At 71.4% G+C, this 15,056-nt stretch carries 15 protein-coding genes, 6 tRNA genes and 2 pseudogenes; 14 read left to right on the top strand and 9 right to left on the bottom strand.

From position 1 onward, the window contains the following. Window positions 1-158: 158 nt before the first annotated feature. The 4 genes from N8I87_RS07665 to N8I87_RS07650 all read left to right on the top strand — a co-directional run bounded on the left by N8I87_RS07665 (window position 159) and on the right by N8I87_RS07650 (window position 2,560). Window positions 159-458: a DUF8836 family protein gene (locus N8I87_RS07665; protein ID WP_263206709.1), complete on the top strand. Its 300-nt coding sequence runs from the start codon at window positions 159-161 to the stop codon at window positions 456-458. A 203-nt stretch (window positions 459-661) separates the two neighbouring features. Then, a complete protein-coding gene (locus N8I87_RS07660) occupies window positions 662-853 on the top strand; it encodes a hypothetical protein (RefSeq protein WP_263206707.1) in 192 nt (63 codons plus the stop codon). Window positions 854-1,097: 244 nt separating this feature from the next. After that, on the top strand, window positions 1,098-2,186 hold the full coding sequence (locus tag N8I87_RS07655; RefSeq protein WP_263206706.1) for a phosphotransferase: 1,089 nt from the start codon (window positions 1,098-1,100) through the stop codon (window positions 2,184-2,186). A gap of 80 nt (window positions 2,187-2,266) precedes the next feature. Beyond that, a complete protein-coding gene (locus tag N8I87_RS07650) occupies window positions 2,267-2,560 on the top strand; it encodes a TFIIB-type zinc ribbon-containing protein (RefSeq protein WP_263206705.1) in 294 nt (97 codons plus the stop codon). A gap of 53 nt (window positions 2,561-2,613) precedes the next feature. Here N8I87_RS07650 and N8I87_RS07645 read toward each other — a convergent pair. The 5 genes from N8I87_RS07645 to N8I87_RS07625 form a co-directional block, all read right to left on the bottom strand. Next, a tRNA-Val gene (locus N8I87_RS07645) sits at window positions 2,614-2,688 on the bottom strand. A 12-nt stretch (window positions 2,689-2,700) separates the two neighbouring features. Beyond that, a tRNA-Val gene (locus N8I87_RS07640) sits at window positions 2,701-2,772 on the bottom strand. A 35-nt stretch (window positions 2,773-2,807) separates the two neighbouring features. After that, window positions 2,808-2,879, bottom strand: a tRNA-Val gene (locus tag N8I87_RS07635). A 1-nt stretch (window position 2,880) separates the two neighbouring features. Further along, window positions 2,881-2,954, bottom strand: a tRNA-Cys gene (locus N8I87_RS07630). A 38-nt stretch (window positions 2,955-2,992) separates the two neighbouring features. Then, window positions 2,993-3,065, bottom strand: a tRNA-Gly gene (locus N8I87_RS07625). 177 nt (window positions 3,066-3,242) lie between these two features. Here N8I87_RS07625 and N8I87_RS07620 point away from each other — a divergent pair. From N8I87_RS07620 to N8I87_RS07610, 3 genes are all read left to right on the top strand, one after another. Next, a complete protein-coding gene (locus N8I87_RS07620) occupies window positions 3,243-4,295 on the top strand; it encodes a chorismate-binding protein (protein WP_263206704.1) in 1,053 nt (350 codons plus the stop codon). Next, window positions 4,292-5,113 carry an aminotransferase class IV gene (locus tag N8I87_RS07615; protein ID WP_263206703.1) on the top strand — a complete coding sequence of 274 codons (822 nt, stop codon included), beginning with the start codon at window positions 4,292-4,294 and terminating at the stop codon, window positions 5,111-5,113. The genes N8I87_RS07620 and N8I87_RS07615 overlap by 4 nt, the downstream gene beginning before the upstream one ends. Window positions 5,114-5,198: 85 nt before the next feature. After that, entirely contained in the window at window positions 5,199-6,023 is an 825-nt protein-coding gene (locus N8I87_RS07610) for a GNAT family N-acetyltransferase (RefSeq protein ID WP_263206702.1), read from the top strand. A gap of 44 nt (window positions 6,024-6,067) precedes the next feature. Here N8I87_RS07610 and N8I87_RS07605 read toward each other — a convergent pair whose 3' ends face one another. After that, window positions 6,068-6,595 carry a DsbA family protein gene (locus N8I87_RS07605; protein ID WP_263206700.1) on the bottom strand — a complete coding sequence of 176 codons (528 nt, stop codon included), beginning with the start codon at window positions 6,593-6,595 and terminating at the stop codon, window positions 6,068-6,070. A 224-nt stretch (window positions 6,596-6,819) separates the two neighbouring features. On the opposite strand from N8I87_RS07605, the gene N8I87_RS07600 reads away from it, so the two are divergent. Beyond that, window positions 6,820-7,254 (top strand): hypothetical protein, encoded by a 435-nt coding sequence (locus N8I87_RS07600; protein WP_263206698.1) that lies wholly within the window; start codon window positions 6,820-6,822, stop codon window positions 7,252-7,254. A 190-nt stretch (window positions 7,255-7,444) separates the two neighbouring features. Next, window positions 7,445-7,597, top strand: a complete 153-nt coding sequence (locus tag N8I87_RS07595; RefSeq protein ID WP_263206696.1) for a hypothetical protein — start codon at window positions 7,445-7,447, stop codon at window positions 7,595-7,597. A 121-nt stretch (window positions 7,598-7,718) separates the two neighbouring features. Here the strand turns inward: N8I87_RS07595 and N8I87_RS07590 are convergent, their stop codons facing one another. Next, on the bottom strand, window positions 7,719-8,279 hold the full coding sequence (locus N8I87_RS07590; RefSeq protein ID WP_263206695.1) for a CGNR zinc finger domain-containing protein: 561 nt from the start codon (window positions 8,277-8,279) through the stop codon (window positions 7,719-7,721). Between the two features lie 272 nt (window positions 8,280-8,551). Further along, window positions 8,552-8,965 (bottom strand): SsgA family sporulation/cell division regulator, encoded by a 414-nt coding sequence (locus tag N8I87_RS07585; protein WP_004002642.1) that lies wholly within the window; start codon window positions 8,963-8,965, stop codon window positions 8,552-8,554. A 191-nt stretch (window positions 8,966-9,156) separates the two neighbouring features. Between N8I87_RS07585 and N8I87_RS07580 the strand changes: the two genes are divergently transcribed. The 5 genes and pseudogenes from N8I87_RS07580 to N8I87_RS07560 form a co-directional block, all read left to right on the top strand. Next, window positions 9,157-9,609 carry a TIGR02611 family protein gene (locus tag N8I87_RS07580; protein WP_263206685.1) on the top strand — a complete coding sequence of 151 codons (453 nt, stop codon included), beginning with the start codon at window positions 9,157-9,159 and terminating at the stop codon, window positions 9,607-9,609. 73 nt (window positions 9,610-9,682) lie between these two features. Further along, window positions 9,683-9,754 (top strand) — tRNA-Val (locus N8I87_RS07575). A gap of 369 nt (window positions 9,755-10,123) precedes the next feature. Then, the gene (locus N8I87_RS07570) at window positions 10,124-11,377 is read left to right on the top strand and encodes an ABC transporter substrate-binding protein (RefSeq protein WP_263216347.1); all 1,254 of its coding nucleotides are present in this window, start codon (window positions 10,124-10,126) and stop codon (window positions 11,375-11,377) included. Between the two features lie 11 nt (window positions 11,378-11,388). After that, a pseudogene (locus N8I87_RS07565) lies at window positions 11,389-11,631 on the top strand (ABC transporter permease); the annotation flags it as partial. Between the two features lie 26 nt (window positions 11,632-11,657). Beyond that, window positions 11,658-12,605 (top strand): annotated as a pseudogene (locus N8I87_RS07560) (exo-rhamnogalacturonan lyase family protein); the annotation flags it as partial. A gap of 4 nt (window positions 12,606-12,609) precedes the next feature. On the opposite strand, the gene N8I87_RS07555 reads toward N8I87_RS07560, so the two are convergent. Further along, on the bottom strand, window positions 12,610-15,030 hold the full coding sequence (locus tag N8I87_RS07555; RefSeq protein WP_263206683.1) for an SCO7613 C-terminal domain-containing membrane protein: 2,421 nt from the start codon (window positions 15,028-15,030) through the stop codon (window positions 12,610-12,612). Window positions 15,031-15,056 lie beyond the last annotated feature (26 nt).

The following is a 15,056-nucleotide window of genomic DNA, read 5'->3' as shown; positions in this document are numbered from 1 at the left end:
TTTCCGCGGCCGCCCGCGCGCAGAGGCCGCGCCCTCTCGGCCCGAAGGATTGTCAGTGCCGGGTGGGAGACTTGAGGGGTGGTCAGGAAGTCCCCGATCCGGGCGGTCTTGACCGAGCTGTGACCTCAACCGCCTGTCATAGAAGGGGGATTGAACCCGTGAAGGGTGACCGCGTGGAGATAGTCGTGGATGCCGGCGATACGACGCGCACCTACGAGGTGGTGGCGAGCAGAGCGGGCCGCAGGGTGGAGACGGCGGTGCGCCGAGGCGTCGTGGAAGTGAGCGAAGTCACGCTGGGGGTCCCCCCACGCCCTTCAGGCGGTGGGGGAGGGTCCGTCGTCCGTACGGCCCGCTTCATGGCGAACCGGGTCCTGGCCCTCGTGGAGCAGCCGGTGCCCCGCGAGGACAGCTCGGAAAAGCCCGGACACAGCGGGCGACCCCTCAGGGAAGACCCCTAGACCTAGGACCTCGTCTCCACCCAGGGGAGTACTCCGCAGGTGATGGCTCATCCTCCGGGAGGCCCGCGATTCGGTACGACGGCATGACGCCCGGTGGGTGCCACGAGCCTAGATTTGAGGTCAAGCGGCGGGTGCAGCACTCGTCCCCCGAGGTCAGACACCCGCCGCTGCCGATGACAATCGAGACGGTCAGGAGAGGGACCATGGCCCTGACGGCACCGCGGACCCTGATTCGCACGCAGGGGCGCACAGCGCCCCGCCGTACGGGCCGCCGCCACCCCCTGGTGGCGACGATCATGGCCCTTCCCCTGGCGGCCCTGCTCCTCCTCGTCTTCGACGGCTGGGAGACAGTGGCCACACAGGCGTCGTCCGTGGGCGTGATGCTGGGGCGCTGAGCGGCGACCCCAGGCCCGGAAGAGCGGTCCGGGCGGGGACATCCACCCATGAAACCCCGTGGGGACGGGGGTGCGGCGGACGGCACAAATGCCGGCGCAGCTGGGGAGCTGCGCCGGCATTGCTTTTGTGCGCCAGGGCCGGCGTCGGGCTCCCGCGGGGGGTACGACGCCGGCTCGGGCACGGCACGGCCCGCCACAGCCGCGTACGCTCGCCGGACACAGCCGCACGCACTCAGGGAACCCCGTGACCGCAGACGTACTGCCGCAGCTGACCGCGAAGGCCACAGCCGCGGCCCACCCCGGCGAAGCCCCCTGCGCCTGCGGCGCGACCGTCACCCTCGCCGACCGCCTCGACGCCACCGTCGTCCGCCATGCGGACACCGTCGCGAAGGCCCACGCCCCGGGCACCGACCCCGCCGAGCTGGCCCTGCGTCTCACCGCGGCAGTCCGCCACCCGGACATCCTCCTCGCCCCGCTGGCCCCGACCGCCGCCCTGAACGACCGCCTCGTGACCTTCTGGCCGTACGGAACCCCCGTGGACCCGGACGACCCGGACGCGGCCCCCTGGGAGGCCGCGGCCACGCTGCTGGCCCGCCTCCATCGAATCCCGGCCACGGCCCTCGCCCCTGCCGACCGAGCTTCCGCCACCGGAACTTCCGGCACCCGGTGCGACCTTCCCACCGAGCCCCCCGCCGTACCTGCCCCTCGGCGCCCCCTGGCAGCCGCCCTCCCCGCCCCTGCCCCTGCCACCTCGGCCCTGCCCCTGCCTCCCATGCGCGGCCCCGCAAAGGCCGCCCGGGCGATCGGCCGTCTCCGGGCGGCCCTCGCCGCGGCACCGGGCCCCCACCCCGCGGCGCCCCCGATACTGCGGGCCTGGGCGGCGCTCCCGGCCTGGGCCCGTGCCGAGGCCCCCATGCCCGACGCCCCGGCCCTGTGCCACGGCGACCTGCACCTCGGCCAGCTGGTCCGGCACCCGTCCCCGGACGGCCCCTGGCGGCTCATCGACGTCGACGACCTCGGCGTGGGCGTCCCGGCCTGGGATCTCGCGCGCCCCGCCGCCTGGTACGCCTGCGGACTCCTCCCGCCCGACGAGTGGACCCGCTTCCTGACCGCCTACCGCGCGGCCGGCGGCCCGGCCGTACCCACGGACGGCGACCCCTGGTCGGCCCTGGACGTCCCGGCCCGCGCCCTCACCGCACAGACCGCCGCCCTATTTGTCACGAAAGCGCTCGCGGCCGGACGCCCCCTGGACGAGGTGGAGCAGTCCCTGGTCGACGCCTGTGACCGAATGGGTTCCGTACCGCCCGAGTTGTCGCACGGGTTCCCGAAGTAAGGTGCAACCGACCGGGGCCGGACTGAGTCTGTCCTGGGGAAACACGAAGCAGGACCTACCGGCGAGGAGTTGAGCCGACCATGCAGTGTCCGAAGTGCCATGCGCCGATGCACACCTACAACCGCAATGGCGTCCAGATCGAGCAGTGCAGCGGCTGCCGCGGCATCTTTCTCGACTACGGCGAGCTCGAGGCGCTGACCCGCCTGGAGTCCCAGTGGACGCAGCCCGCCCCGCCGTCCGCCCCGCAGGCGTACCCCGCCGCTCCGGCCGCCCCCGCCTGGGGCGCCCCGCACGGTGGTCACGGCGGTCACTACGGCGGTCACGGCGGCCACCACCGCCACAAGAGCTTCGGACACATGCTGTTCTCCAGCTGAGCCGCGCACGACGGAGCCCCCGGCCGTACGAGACGGCCGGGGGCTCCGGTGTGTGGTGGACGATACTGGGATTGAACCAGTGACCTCTTCCGTGTCAGGGAAGCGCTCTCCCGCTGAGCTAATCGTCCGGGAGTACTGCGTGCGCGATACTGGGATTGAACCAGTGACCTCTTCCGTGTCAGGGAAGCGCTCTCCCGCTGAGCTAATCGCGCGGGGATCCTCGCGGATCAAGGTCCTTGCGGACCAGTGGACGATACTGGGATTGAACCAGTGACCTCTTCCGTGTCAGGGAAGCGCTCTCCCGCTGAGCTAATCGTCCTTGGAGGTGGAGACGGGATTTGAACCCGTGTAGACGGCTTTGCAGGCCGTTGCCTCGCCTCTCGGCCACTCCACCAGGAGTGTAGGGGATCGGGAAGACCCCTGGTTCCTTCGAGCGGACGACGAGGCTCGAACTCGCGACCTCAACCTTGGCAAGGTTGCGCTCTACCAACTGAGCTACGTCCGCCTGTCGTTTCGGCCCGCTTCCGCGGCCCGGCGACGTGTTGAACTCTAGCGGATTCCCGGGCCAGCACAAAAACGCGTTTGCGCAGCGTGCTGCGCTGCACCCACCGAAGGACGTGGTCAGGGCACCAGCGGGACATGCCCGGGCCACCCTCACGACACCCGCCATAGACTCGACTCCGTGCTCGACCTCGCTCCTCTCGCCCGCTTCGGTGACCGTGTCGCCACCGGCCTCCTCGATGTCACCAGTGATCCCGCGGCCCTGGACTCCTCCGGTTTCTGGGCGGTCTGCGCGGACTTCGAGGGGCGGCTGACCTGCGCCCGCTTCGCGGACGTACGGGACGAGCCGGTGCCCGCCCCGGTGCCGGGCCGGTGGCGGGGCCCGGCGGCAGACGACTGGACGTCGTCCCTCGACCGCGCGGCGTACATCGTGGCCGTGCACCGGATACGCGAGCACATCGCGGCCGGCGAGGTCTACCAGGCCAACCTCTGCCGGGTGCTCTCCGCGCCGGTCGCCCCCGACGCCGACGTGGACGCCCTGACCGCACTGCTGGCCCGCGGCAACCCGGCGCCGTACGCGGGAACCATTCGGCTGCCCCAGGACGGAGTGGAGATCGCCACGGCCTCGCCCGAGCTCTTCCTGCGCCGTGCCGGACTGATCGTCGAGTCCGGGCCGATCAAGGGCACCGGACGCACCGAGGCGGACCTCCTGGAGAAGGACTACGCCGAGAACGTGATGATCGTGGACCTGGTCCGCAACGACATCGGGCGGGTCTGCGCCACCGGCAGCGTGACCGTCCCCGACCTGTGCGCCGTGGAGAAGCACCCCGGCCTGGTCCACCTGGTGTCCACCGTCCGCGGCGAGCTGCGTGACGGCGCGGGCTGGCCCGGACTGCTCGCCGCCGCCTTCCCGCCCGGCTCCGTCACCGGCGCGCCCAAGTCGAGCGCCCTGCGGATCATCGACGCCCTGGAGACGGCGCCCCGCGGCCCGTACTGCGGCGGCATCGGCTGGGTCGACGCCGACCGGGGCACCGGCGAGCTGGCCGTCGGCATCCGCACCTTCTGGATCGACCGGTCCGCCCAGGGCGCGGCGACGCTGCGCTTCGGCACGGGCGCCGGTATCACCTGGGGATCGGACCCCGAGGGGGAGTGGCGGGAGACCGAACTGAAGGCGTCCCGGCTGCTCGCGGTAGCGTCGGGCACGTACGCGCAAAGTGGAAGGGGTCTCGGGTGAAGATCTGGCTGGACGGCGGACTGCAGGACATCGAGTCCGCCCGTGTCTCCGTCTTCGACCACGGGCTGACCGTGGGCGACGGCATCTTCGAGACGGTGAAGGCGACCGACGGGAAGCTGTTCGCGCTCACCCGCCACCTGGACCGGCTGACCCGCTCGGCCCGGGGGCTCGGGCTGCCCGACCCCGACCACGACGAGGTGCGCCGCGCCTGCGCCGCCGTCCTGGAGGCCAACCCGATGCCACTGGGCCGGCTGCGCATCACCTACACCGGCGGCCACGGTCCCCTCGGCTCCGACCGCGGCGAGCACGGCCCGACCCTGGTGGTCGCCCTCGGTGAGACCCGCCGCCGCGCCGACTCCACCGCCGTGATCACCGTCCCCTGGACCCGCAACGAGCGGGGCGCGCTGACCGGCCTGAAGACGACCTCGTACGCCGAGAACGTGGTCGCCCTCGCCAGGGCCAGTCAACAGGGCGCCTCCGAGGCGCTGTTCGCCAACACGGTCGGGCAGCTCTGCGAGGGCACGGGCTCGAACGTCTTCGTCGTCCTCGACGGCGAGATCCACACCCCGCCGATCGCCTCCGGCTGCCTGCCCGGCATCACCCGCGCCCTGACCGTCGAGTGGACCGGCGCCAAGGAGACCGACCTGCCGCTGGACGTCCTGGAACGCGCCGACGAGGTCTTCCTCACGTCCACCCTCCGGGACGTACAGGCCGTGCACCGGGTCGACGCCCGCGAACTGCCCGGCGCGCCGGGCCCGGTGACCGCCAAGGCGATGCGGATCTTCGACGAGCGGTCCGGGCACGACCTCGACCCCTGATCGGCCCGGACGCTCCCCGACGCTCTCGGAAGGGGCCCCGGATATTGGGCTGCTCCGGGCCCCGGGAACGGGTAGAACACCCGTGATGACCACTACCCTGCGGCCGACCGAGCCGCTTCAGCGGGCCACCGACGGGGCGCTGTCGCGTCACTTCCAGGTGTGCGTGAACGGGCGTCCCGTCGGTGTGGTGCACCTCTCCACGCACCCCGTCTTCGGGCCCACCGTCGCCCGGATCGACTACCTGTGCATCGAGGAGCCCGACCGCGGACGCGGCCGGGGCGCGGTGGCCGCGCTCGCCGCCGAGGAGGTGGCGCGCGGCTGGGGCTGCAAGCGCATCGAGGTCTCCGTGCCCGCCGACGCCGAGGGCGCACTGCGGCTCGCCACGGCGCTCGGTTACGTCCACCGCAACCGCGGCATGGAGAAGCCGCTCGGCGACACACCGCCCGCACTGCCCGCGGGCAGCCGGGGCAGACCCATGACCGAGTCCGAGTACGGGCCTTGGCTCGTGCGCAAGCTCGCGGACTACGCGCAGGACTGGATCGACCGCGGCGTACCCGGGGCCGAGGCGCGGGCCAAGTCGGAACACGACCACGCACAGCTGCTGCCCCAGGGCCTCGCGACCGAGAACATGCTGGTGAGCGTGCTGGAGCAGGAGGGAGCCGGGGTCGGGACGCTGTGGCTGTCACTCGCCGGGGACACGGCGTACGTCTACGACGTGGAGATCGACGAGCAGGCCCGGGGCCGGGGCCACGGACGCTCGCTGATGCTGCTGGCCGAGGCCCAGGCGATCGCCGCCGGAAAGCGCGTCCTGGGCCTCAACGTCTTTGCCGGCAACACACCGGCCGAGCGGCTGTACGCGTCACTGCGATACGTGCCGACGTCGTACGCGATGTACAAGACCCTGCTCTGAGGTCTCGACGTACCGTCCCGACGTCACAAAGACCTGCTCCGAGGTCAGTCCTGCCCGGCCAGCAGCCGGTCGGTGATCTCCTCGATGCGCTCGCGCAGCCCCTCCTGGCTCTTGCCGCCGTCGAGGCGTTCGCCGGCGATGACATACGTCGGGGTGCCCGTCACACCGATCGCCTTGCCCTCGGCCTGGTCGGCGTCGACGATCAGGATGTGCCGCCCGTCGATCAGTGCGGTGTCGAACTCCTCGGCGTCCAGACCTAGTTCGCGGGCGACCTCGACCAGGAAGGGTTCTCCCCTGCGGGTCAGTTCCTCGACCCGTCCGAGCACGGCCTCCACGTACGCCCAGCCCTTGCCCTGTTCCAGGGCCTCCTCGGCGGCCTGCGCCGCGGCGAAGGCGTGCTTGTGCTTCTCCAGCGGGAAGTGCCGCAGCCGCAGTTCCAGCCGGTCGCCGTAGCGGGCGCGCAGGGCGTGCAAGTCGTCCAGGGCGCTGCGGCAGTCCGGGCACTGGAGTTCGCACCACACCTCGAGTACGGGAACGGCGATACCGGTGGGTGCGGGGGAGGAGTCGCTCATGGGCACCAGTCTCCCAGGCGGGCATCCCGGGGCCGAATCGGGACCGTACGCCGGTGACCGGCACCTGGGGAGGACGCGACCCGGAGATGTCCCTGATGTCGGGCCCGACCATGGCATTGCGGGTACCGGGCGGTGCAGGATGGAAGGGACGAAGCGCAGCTCGCTCGTCCGCGAGCGCACGCTGCCCTTCCATCCTGCCCGACCGAGTCCGCCAGGAGGACCGGATGATTGCCGAGACCGTCTGTTCCGCCGTGTCCGCGGCCGGCCTGGGCATCGCTGCGGTCACCGCCTACCGCAAGCGCTTCCTGGCGGCCGTCCGCATCGCGGCCTACTCACTCATTCCCGTCGGCCTGGTGATGACCGGTGTCGTCGGCTGGCTGGCCGACACCGCGTTCAGCCCCACGGCCTGGATCGGCTTCGGCCTGCTGGGCGGGGCCTGGGCCCTGCTCGCGACCACACGCGCCGTCGAACGCCGACGTGGGGGCACCCGTGCGGAGCGCAAGGCCGCCCGCGCCGCCCGGAGCGAGACGGCGGTGGCCCCGACGGCCTCCGCGCCCTCCCTCGGCCCGGCGACCCGGCCGACGACCGCGCCCCGCGCCACGGGCTCCTCGGACGACTTCAGCGACATCGAGGCCATCCTCAAGAAGCACGGCATATGACGGTTCGGGCGACCGCTCGGGATGACGGTCGCGTGACGTACTGAAACGACACAGTGGGTCGAGACCGCACCCGGAAGTGATCATGGTCGGACCCGAACCGGACCGGAGATCACAGAATTCGGCGAACTCCCGCATCCAACGGGCGTGTTGATCGCGCGGGAGGTGCCCCCTGGGCCATCATCGCCGCGAGATGCTGGACACGACACAGAGCGATGCCGCGCCGCCGAAGGACGAGCCGCGTGGATGCCTCTTCGCCCTTTCCCAGCCACCGCTGATGATCTTCCTAGCGGTGATCGGGTGTCTGCTCCTCATGGCCGCGCTGCACGATCTGCTGTGGCTTTGAGCCGTACACGCCCTTCCCGGCGCCACCCGCCGGGACGGGCGTCGGCACCGAGGCGTCCCGCATCGACGAGGGCATAGGCGCCAAGGCGCTCCGCACAGAGAAGGGCAGGCCGGGCGGGCGATCAGCCCGCCGCCTCCTTGCGCCGTGCCCGGTACGCGGCCACGTGCAGCCGGTTCCCGCAGGTGCGGCTGTCGCAGTAGCGCCGCGAGCGGTTCCGGGAGAGGTCGACGAAGGCGCGCCGGCAGTCGGGGGCCTCGCAGCGCCGCAGCCGCTCCTGCTCCCCGGCGACCACGAAGAAGGCCAGTGCCATTCCGCAGTCGGCGGCGAGGTGGTCGGCCACGGAGGCGCCGGGGGCGAAGTAGTGCACATGCCAGTCGTAGCCGTCGTGGTCCGTCAGCCGGGGCGTCGTGCCGGCGGCGGCGACCAGTTCGTTGATCAGGCCGGCCGCGGACCGGCCGTCGGGAGCCGCGAAGATCCCCGCGAACCGTCCGCGGATCTTGCGCACCGCCGACAGGTCGAACTCGGACAGGATCCCGACATCACTTATTTTGTGCGTTCGCACAAAATCTTCGAGGGCCGCGACATCCGGCAGTCCGTCCGCCGTCGTGTCGTCCTCCGGCACGGTGTTCACCAGATCCACCACGGTGTCGAGGGCGCACCGGGTGTCGTGGGTGATCAGCACGTTTCGCTCCCTGGCCTGGGGGGTCGGGCGGGCGCCCGCCGATGCTGGCCGATGGTAGTGGCTGGCTGCCGGTAGAACGTTCTCGTGGCCGAAGGCGTTCCCAGGAGCACGCTCCGTGACCGTGACCACGGGTGCCGGACGCCCACGCACACCGACGCCGCCCCCGCGGAAACCCACGGTGACGGCGCCGGTGCGCATCCCGTATGCGATTGTCTTGGGCCCGAGCCGTCTCCCCGAGTGGACGGCGCCGGGCGGCTTCGAGGGGCCGCGACCTAGCTTTCCGCCAGGATGTGCGAGAGCTCCTGATCCAGATCGAAGTGCCGGTGTTCCGTGCCCGGAGGCACGGCGGCATCCGTCCGCTTCAGGAAGGACTCCAGGGCCCGCGCAGGGGCCTCGAGCAGGGCCTCCCCCTCCGGGGAGCTCAGGGCGATGCACACGACGCCCTGGCCATGGCTGCGGGACGGCCAGACGCGGACGTCGCCGGTGCCTGTGGGCCGGTGCAGACCCTCGGCGAGGAGGTCGCGGGCGAACACCCACTCGACGGTCTCCTCGGCTCCGGTGTGGAAGGTGGCGTGCACGGCGTAGGGGTCGGCCGTGTCGTACCGCAGGCCTGCGGGGACAGGCAGGGAGGACTCGCTCGACACAACGAGGCGCAGGTGCAGCTCGCAGCTGACCGTGGTGTTCATAAGCGCCAGGGCCTTTCGCTCAGTGTGCGCTCGGGGATTCGCACGTCGGCGAAATCGACATGCCACCTACGGTGCCGTTGTAAACCCCTCTGAGTGTTTTGCGTGTCTTTACGTAACTCTTCCGGCCGAGAACCAGTACGCGAGGTACGACCATTCCGGTGACCGGTTTCACTCGCGTAGGGACTCTCCGTGTGAATACGGGGAGTAACGAGCCGGGCGACGTCGCTGTGGCGTCCGGCGAGGCGGAGGCGGACGGGGTGCGCGTCGGAAGCGGGCTCGGATCGAAGGCGCCGGAGTTCATCAAGGCGCGGCGCGCCCTGCACGTGAGCTGGCAGGTCGGCATCTTCGTCGTCGGCCTGGCGGTCGTCGTCGCGGGCGTCGTCCTGCTGCCTTTGCCGGGACCCGGCTGGGTGGTGATCTTCGCCGGTATGGCGGTCTGGGCCACGGAGTTCGTCTGGGCCCAGTTGGTGTTGCGCTGGACCAAGCGCAAGGTCACGGAGGCGGCCCAGCGGGCGCTGGAACCGAAGGTCCGTCGGCGCAACATCGCCCTCACGGTGATCGGCCTGGTGATCGTGGCCGTCCTCGTCGGGATCTACGTCGGGAGGTTCGGCGTCGTGATGCCCTGGGAGCTCAAGCACCAGTGATCCGCACCGGTCGGCGCTGGTCGGCACTGGTCGGAGGCACCGCCTGACATGGGGTAATGTTCTCCCTGCGTCCGGGCGATTAGCTCAGTGGGAGAGCGCTTCGTTCACACCGAAGAGGTCACTGGTTCGAACCCAGTATCGCCCACCCGGAACCGACGGCCCGCCTGCATCAGTGCAAGCGGGCCGTCGTCTGTACCGGCCGGCTCGCTCCGGCTGAGGCATCACCTCGGTCATTGGACGATCTGGGCCAACTGCAAGAGCGAAACGCCCAGGTGCGACGACTTCGGGGTGGCCCAAACCTTCCAATCGCCCCCGTTCCCGCTCCGGTTCCCGGCCTCGTCCCCGCCTTCCCGCCGGTAGGCGCCCGCGCGAGAAATTCCTGCCCGAGTCATTGACGCACTCGTGGGGCTCCGTACCTTGTGCCAGCAAGCGCTTGCTTGAAACGATTCATGCGAGCGGCGACGCGCGGGAGGGCCCGACTGTGGGAAGTGGCAGGAATGTGGAGAGGTGAACGATCCTCAAGGCGGCCGGGGCTTCGACGGCCGCGCTCGGGCCGGCCGCCACGACGGGGTGTGGCGCTGGCAGCGGTTCCGGGGGCGGGACGGTGACGATCCGTTACTCGTGGTGGGGTGCCGAGGAGCGGGCGAAAAGGATCAATCAGAGCATCGCGCTCTTCGAGAAGAAGTATCCGAAGATCAAGGTCAAGACCGACTTCCAGGCGTATCTCTCGTTCTGGGAGAAGTTTCAGACGCAGGCCGCGGGCGGAAATCCGCCGAACGTTTTCCAGAATGCCGTCGGATTTCTTCGGAAGTACGACAAGAGAGGCATTCTTCTCGACCTGAAGTCCCAGGTGCAGGCAGGCAATCTGAGCCTGGATCACTTCCGCGCCGGTGTGACCAAGGTCGGCGAGGTGGACGGCAAGCAGCTCGGTGTGCCCGTCGGCTCGAACACCATGGCGCTGGTCGTCGACAAGAAGGTCTTCCAGCGGACGGGCGTGGATCCGCGGGCGGGCTGGACCTGGGACGAGTACTTCAAGGCCCTGAAGACCATCCACGACAGGACCGGGACTCCCGGGGACACCGGCTACTTCACCATCATGTACCTGTACGACCTGTACCTCCGGCAGAACGGCAAGGCGTTCTTCACCAAGGTCGGGCTCGGCTTCGACAAGGCTGATCTGACGGAGTGGTGGCAGGACGGCTACAACCGGGTGAAGGCCGGCATCGTCACCGACCCGAAGGTCGTCTCCCAGGACCAGCCCAAGTCCTCGCTCTCCGCCGGACACGGTGCCTCGGAGTTCACCTGGGACAACTTCACGGTCCGCTACTCGGCGGAGGGCAGCAGCACCTACGGCCTGGCCCCGATCCCGACGGTGGACGGCACACGCACCGGCCAGTACCTGGCGTCTCTGATGCTGAGCGCCTCGGCCCGTACCGCGCACCCCGAGGAAGTCGCCCAGTTCATCGACTTCATGGTCCACGACCCCGAGGTCGGCAAGATCATGGGCTACGACCGGGGCATCCTGGCGAGCACCGAGCAGTACGCGGCGTTCAAGCCGGCCGACGCGGTGAGCAAGGAGATCGCGCAGTACGAGGAGGACACCGCCAAGTCCGGCGTCATCGGCACGATCACGCCGCACCCCTCGGGTGCCGACACCGTCGAGGCCGCCTTCCTGCGCATCGGCGGTGACCTCGGACAGGGCAAGACCACGGTCGCGGACCCGGTGAAGCAGTTCCTCACCGAGTCCGAGGCCGCCTTCCAGGGCTGAAGGGAACCTCCGTGACGCTCGTCAAGGAATCCGTGCCCGCCGCCCGGAAGACCCGTGCCGCCGCCCCCACGGCCAGGGGGCGGCGGGGGCGCCGGGGCCGCCAGGAGAACCTCGCCGGCTACTTGTTCATGTCCCCGTGGATCGCCGGCTTCCTGCTGCTGACCGCGGGCCCGATGGTCGCCTCGCTCTACTTCGCCTTCACGGACTACAACCTCTTCAACACCCCGAAGTGGGTCGGGTTCGACAACTTCACCGGTGGCGTCGGCGGGACCGCAGTAGGTATCTGCGCTCCGGCCGCGCCGACATCTTCCGCTTCGCCGAGGCCATGACCCGCCACACCGGCGAGGTCGACGTCTACCACCTGGGCGAATGGGCCGGACTCGGTACCCGGCACGGCGTGCAGCACTTCGCCGACAGCGCCAAGCAGCAGCGCATCGCCAACACCACCTACCGGCGCTACTACTACTACTTCCTCACCGCCGACGAGCGCGTCGGCGACCTCATGCACGCCAATGTCGACTCCGACGAGACGTTCCTCGTCCTCGACCCGATCCGCAAGATCCGCACCGAGCCGTACACACCCGACCGGCACGCCCTGTCGATCGGCTTCGGCACCGACTGGAGCGGACTGGTGTCGGCCTGGCTGACCGAGTGGGAGCGCAAGGGCCCCAAGTGGGAGAAGGCCAAGGCGCGCGTGCTGTCAACCCTGGAGACCATCGCCGCCCAGCCCAACGGCTTCGTGCAGGGCAGCGGTCTGTACGACCTCGACACCGGCAGGTTCGCCGTCGCCGACACGCCCGTGGTCTCGGTGCCCCACCTCTCCGCCGTCTCCGGCCTCAACGAACTGTGCGCCGAGCTCATCCACCTCGTCGACATGCCGCGGTTCAAGGATGCCTACCTCGACTACTGCCGCTGCTTCAACGCCACCAAGGCCGAGCAGACGGCCCGTTACGGCTCCAACTTCGGCACCCTGCTGCTCTTCCAGGGTCACTCCCGCCTCGACGCCTACGCCGCCGTACAGACCGGCGACGCGACGCTCGCCAAGCGCGCCTGGACGAAGTTTGACGGCTACGCGGAATCCTCGCCGTGGAGGACGGAGCGGCTGACCGGCCCGGCCACGCTGGTCGAGGGCGGCGAGGCGAGCTGGGTGTCCTCGAACGACACCGCGCTCTACGGCCTCGCCGCCATCGAGAACCTGGCGCTGCTCGGCGACAGGATGCCGTCGTAACCGCTCAGTTCATCCTCCCCAGGACCTCCCGCACCCGCCGGACGTCCCGGATGCGCTGCTCGTACGTCGCCCCGAGCGCGAGCAGGAGCAGCCCGGCGAGGGCGGGAGGCACCCAGCGGGGCAGCGCGCCGGCCATCTGCACCAGATACGGGGCGAGTTCGTGCAGCGCGACCAGCGTGAGCACGCCGCCACCGAGTACGAGCGGCGCCTGCAGCCGGTGCCGGGCGCCCAGCAGGGTGAGCAGGAGCGCCGCCGTGCCCAGCAGCAGGGGACGGGTCCAGTGCGGATCGCCCCAGGCGGCGGCGACGCTCGGCAGCAAGGTGGCGGCGAGTGCGGCGCCGTACGCCGTCCAGGACGAGGTCCGCGGATCGTGCCGCCTGCGCAGTACGCCGATGATCAGCGCCGGGACGGTGACGGGGAGCGTGTACGCCTCGGGGGCCACGACACCCCAGGACGCCAGCCGTACCCAGGCGGCCAGGGCGAACAGGGCCGCGGACGCGTAGCCGACGGGGCGGCGGCCGGGGCGGATCGCCACGCCCGCGGTGATCACCGCGCACAGGCCGAGCACCAGGGCCAGCATCGGCGGGTCGGTGCGGGCGAGCCCGGTCGCGAGCAGTCCGGCCGCCGCTCCCGCCGCCTCCACCGGGACGGCCGCCGGGGAGTCGCCGAGACGCGCGGCGAGGAGCGCGGCGGCCAGGGGGACCGCCAGCACGAGCAGGGCCGTGTGCGACGGCTGCCAGTCGGCGACGGCGCCCGTGGCGACGGCGAGCGCGGTGGCGTGGGCGAGCGCGGCGGGGGCCGTGACCGGGGCGAGACGCGAGACGAGGGACGCCCCCGCGAACAGCGCCGTCAGGGCGCCGAGCACCGTCAGGGTCGCCGTTCGTGTCGCGAGCGCGCCGAAGGACAGGGCGAGGGAGGTGAGGAGCGCGAGGACCAGGGCGGTCACCTGCGCGGGCGGGTAGGTGGTCGGCTGCGCGGGTGGGCGCTCGGACTCCTGGTCGGGCTCCTGCTCGGGCGCGTGGCGGCGTCGGGACACGGCCGCCAGCAGCGCTGCCGCCGTGGTGACCCCCTGGATCGACAGCCCGGCGGCATACGGCAGTTGGAGCACCGCCGGGAGGACGAGAACCGTGGCCCACACCAGGGTCAGGGCGCCGGCGAGGGCCCGGGGGCGCCAGATCGTGTCGCGAACCGCCAGCATCAGCACGGCGGTGACGACCGCGAGGACGACCGGCACCGCCACCGCGTGCGGCGGCCACGGCGCGTCGGCCGTCACCGTGGCGCGCGCGTCGGACGGGGCACCGGACCAGACGTGCGTCGCCCAGGCGGCGGGGCCCAGGAGGGTGACGGCGGCCAACGGGACGGTCCACAGCAGCGCCATGGCCTGGACGCCGCCCGAGGCCAGGAAAAGACCACGGCGTACGGGCTCGGGGAGTGGTGCTCGTACGGCCGCCAACAGGGCGACGCCCAGGGCCAGATGGCCGGGCACCGTCCAGTCGTCCGGCAGCGTCACGCGCAGGAGGCCGCCGAACGCCGTCACCAGCAGCAGACCTCCCGCCACAGCGCCACTCGCGGCGGTGACCGGCCGCTCCAGGCGCCAGGCGGCGCCGAGCACGATCACCGCCGCGAGGGCGAGGAGCGCCGCCGCACGGGCGGCGGCGCTCGGGCCGGCTGCGTCCCAGGAGAGCCAGCCGGCCGTCCATGCGCCGAGGCCGCCCGTGCCGCAAGCGCCGAGGGCGGCGACGAGGCGGACGGCCTGGGTGGTGCTCACGAGTGCCACGACCGTGTCGAATCCGGCCGTCGCCAGGAGTGCCGACGCGATGCGGTACGGGCCGCTGCCCACCGCTATCGCCCAGAGGAGCAGCGGGAGTTGGGCCGAGAGCAGCGCGGCGGGAACGGGCGTGCGCAGCGGTGCCGTCAGAGGCGGCAGCCCGTACGCCGCCCACAGCCCCGCCAGTGCCGCCGCGGCGAGCGCCGCGTACGCCGTGCCGCCCGTGCCGGTGAACGCCACCTCGTGCAGCGCGTACGCGTCGAGCACGGTCAGCGCGAGACCCAGACCCGCCACCGACTCGGCCGTCGACCCGAGCCCCCGCTTCAGCAGCGCCACCGGCGCCGCGAGCGCGGCCAGGGTGACCGCGCCGAGCACCAGGGCCCGTCCGGCGATGCCCAGGTGCCCCCAGCTGACCAGCGTGAACGCCACCGCCGCGATGGTCAGGAGCACACCGCCGAGCATGAGCAGCACATTCTGGACGCGCGGCGCGGAGGCCTCGGGGCGCGGCGGCGCGAGGGGTATCGGCGGCACCGGACGGTGCAGGGCGGCGACCAGCCAGGCGCGACGGGTCAGCAACTGGGCCCGGCGGGCGTCGAGTTGCCACAACTCCGCATCGATGAGCCGCAGCTCCTCGGCCGGGGGCGGGGGGTACGTCATGCTCTGGAGTGTGGTCCGCGTCACGT

The organism is Streptomyces sp. HUAS 15-9, from assembly GCF_025642155.1.
Lineage (GTDB): Bacteria > Actinomycetota > Actinomycetes > Streptomycetales > Streptomycetaceae > Streptomyces.
Note: the sequence above shows the minus strand (reverse complement) of the source record. Positions and strands in the feature narration are given on the sequence as shown.

Coding starts and splice junctions, on each gene's coding strand:
- N8I87_RS07660 (WP_263206707.1), top strand. CDS start 662: ATGGCCCTGACGGCACCGCGGACCCTGATTCGCACGCAGGGGCGCACA.
- N8I87_RS07650 (WP_263206705.1), top strand. CDS start 2,267: ATGCAGTGTCCGAAGTGCCATGCGCCGATGCACACCTACAACCGCAAT.
- N8I87_RS07610 (WP_263206702.1), top strand. CDS start 5,199: ATGACCACTACCCTGCGGCCGACCGAGCCGCTTCAGCGGGCCACCGAC.
- N8I87_RS07605 (WP_263206700.1), bottom strand. CDS start 6,595: ATGAGCGACTCCTCCCCCGCACCCACCGGTATCGCCGTTCCCGTACTC.
- N8I87_RS07600 (WP_263206698.1), top strand. CDS start 6,820: ATGATTGCCGAGACCGTCTGTTCCGCCGTGTCCGCGGCCGGCCTGGGC.
- N8I87_RS07595 (WP_263206696.1), top strand. CDS start 7,445: ATGCTGGACACGACACAGAGCGATGCCGCGCCGCCGAAGGACGAGCCG.
- N8I87_RS07585 (WP_004002642.1), bottom strand. CDS start 8,965: ATGAACACCACGGTCAGCTGCGAGCTGCACCTGCGCCTCGTTGTGTCG.
- N8I87_RS07555 (WP_263206683.1), bottom strand. CDS start 15,030: ATGACGTACCCCCCGCCCCCGGCCGAGGAGCTGCGGCTCATCGATGCG.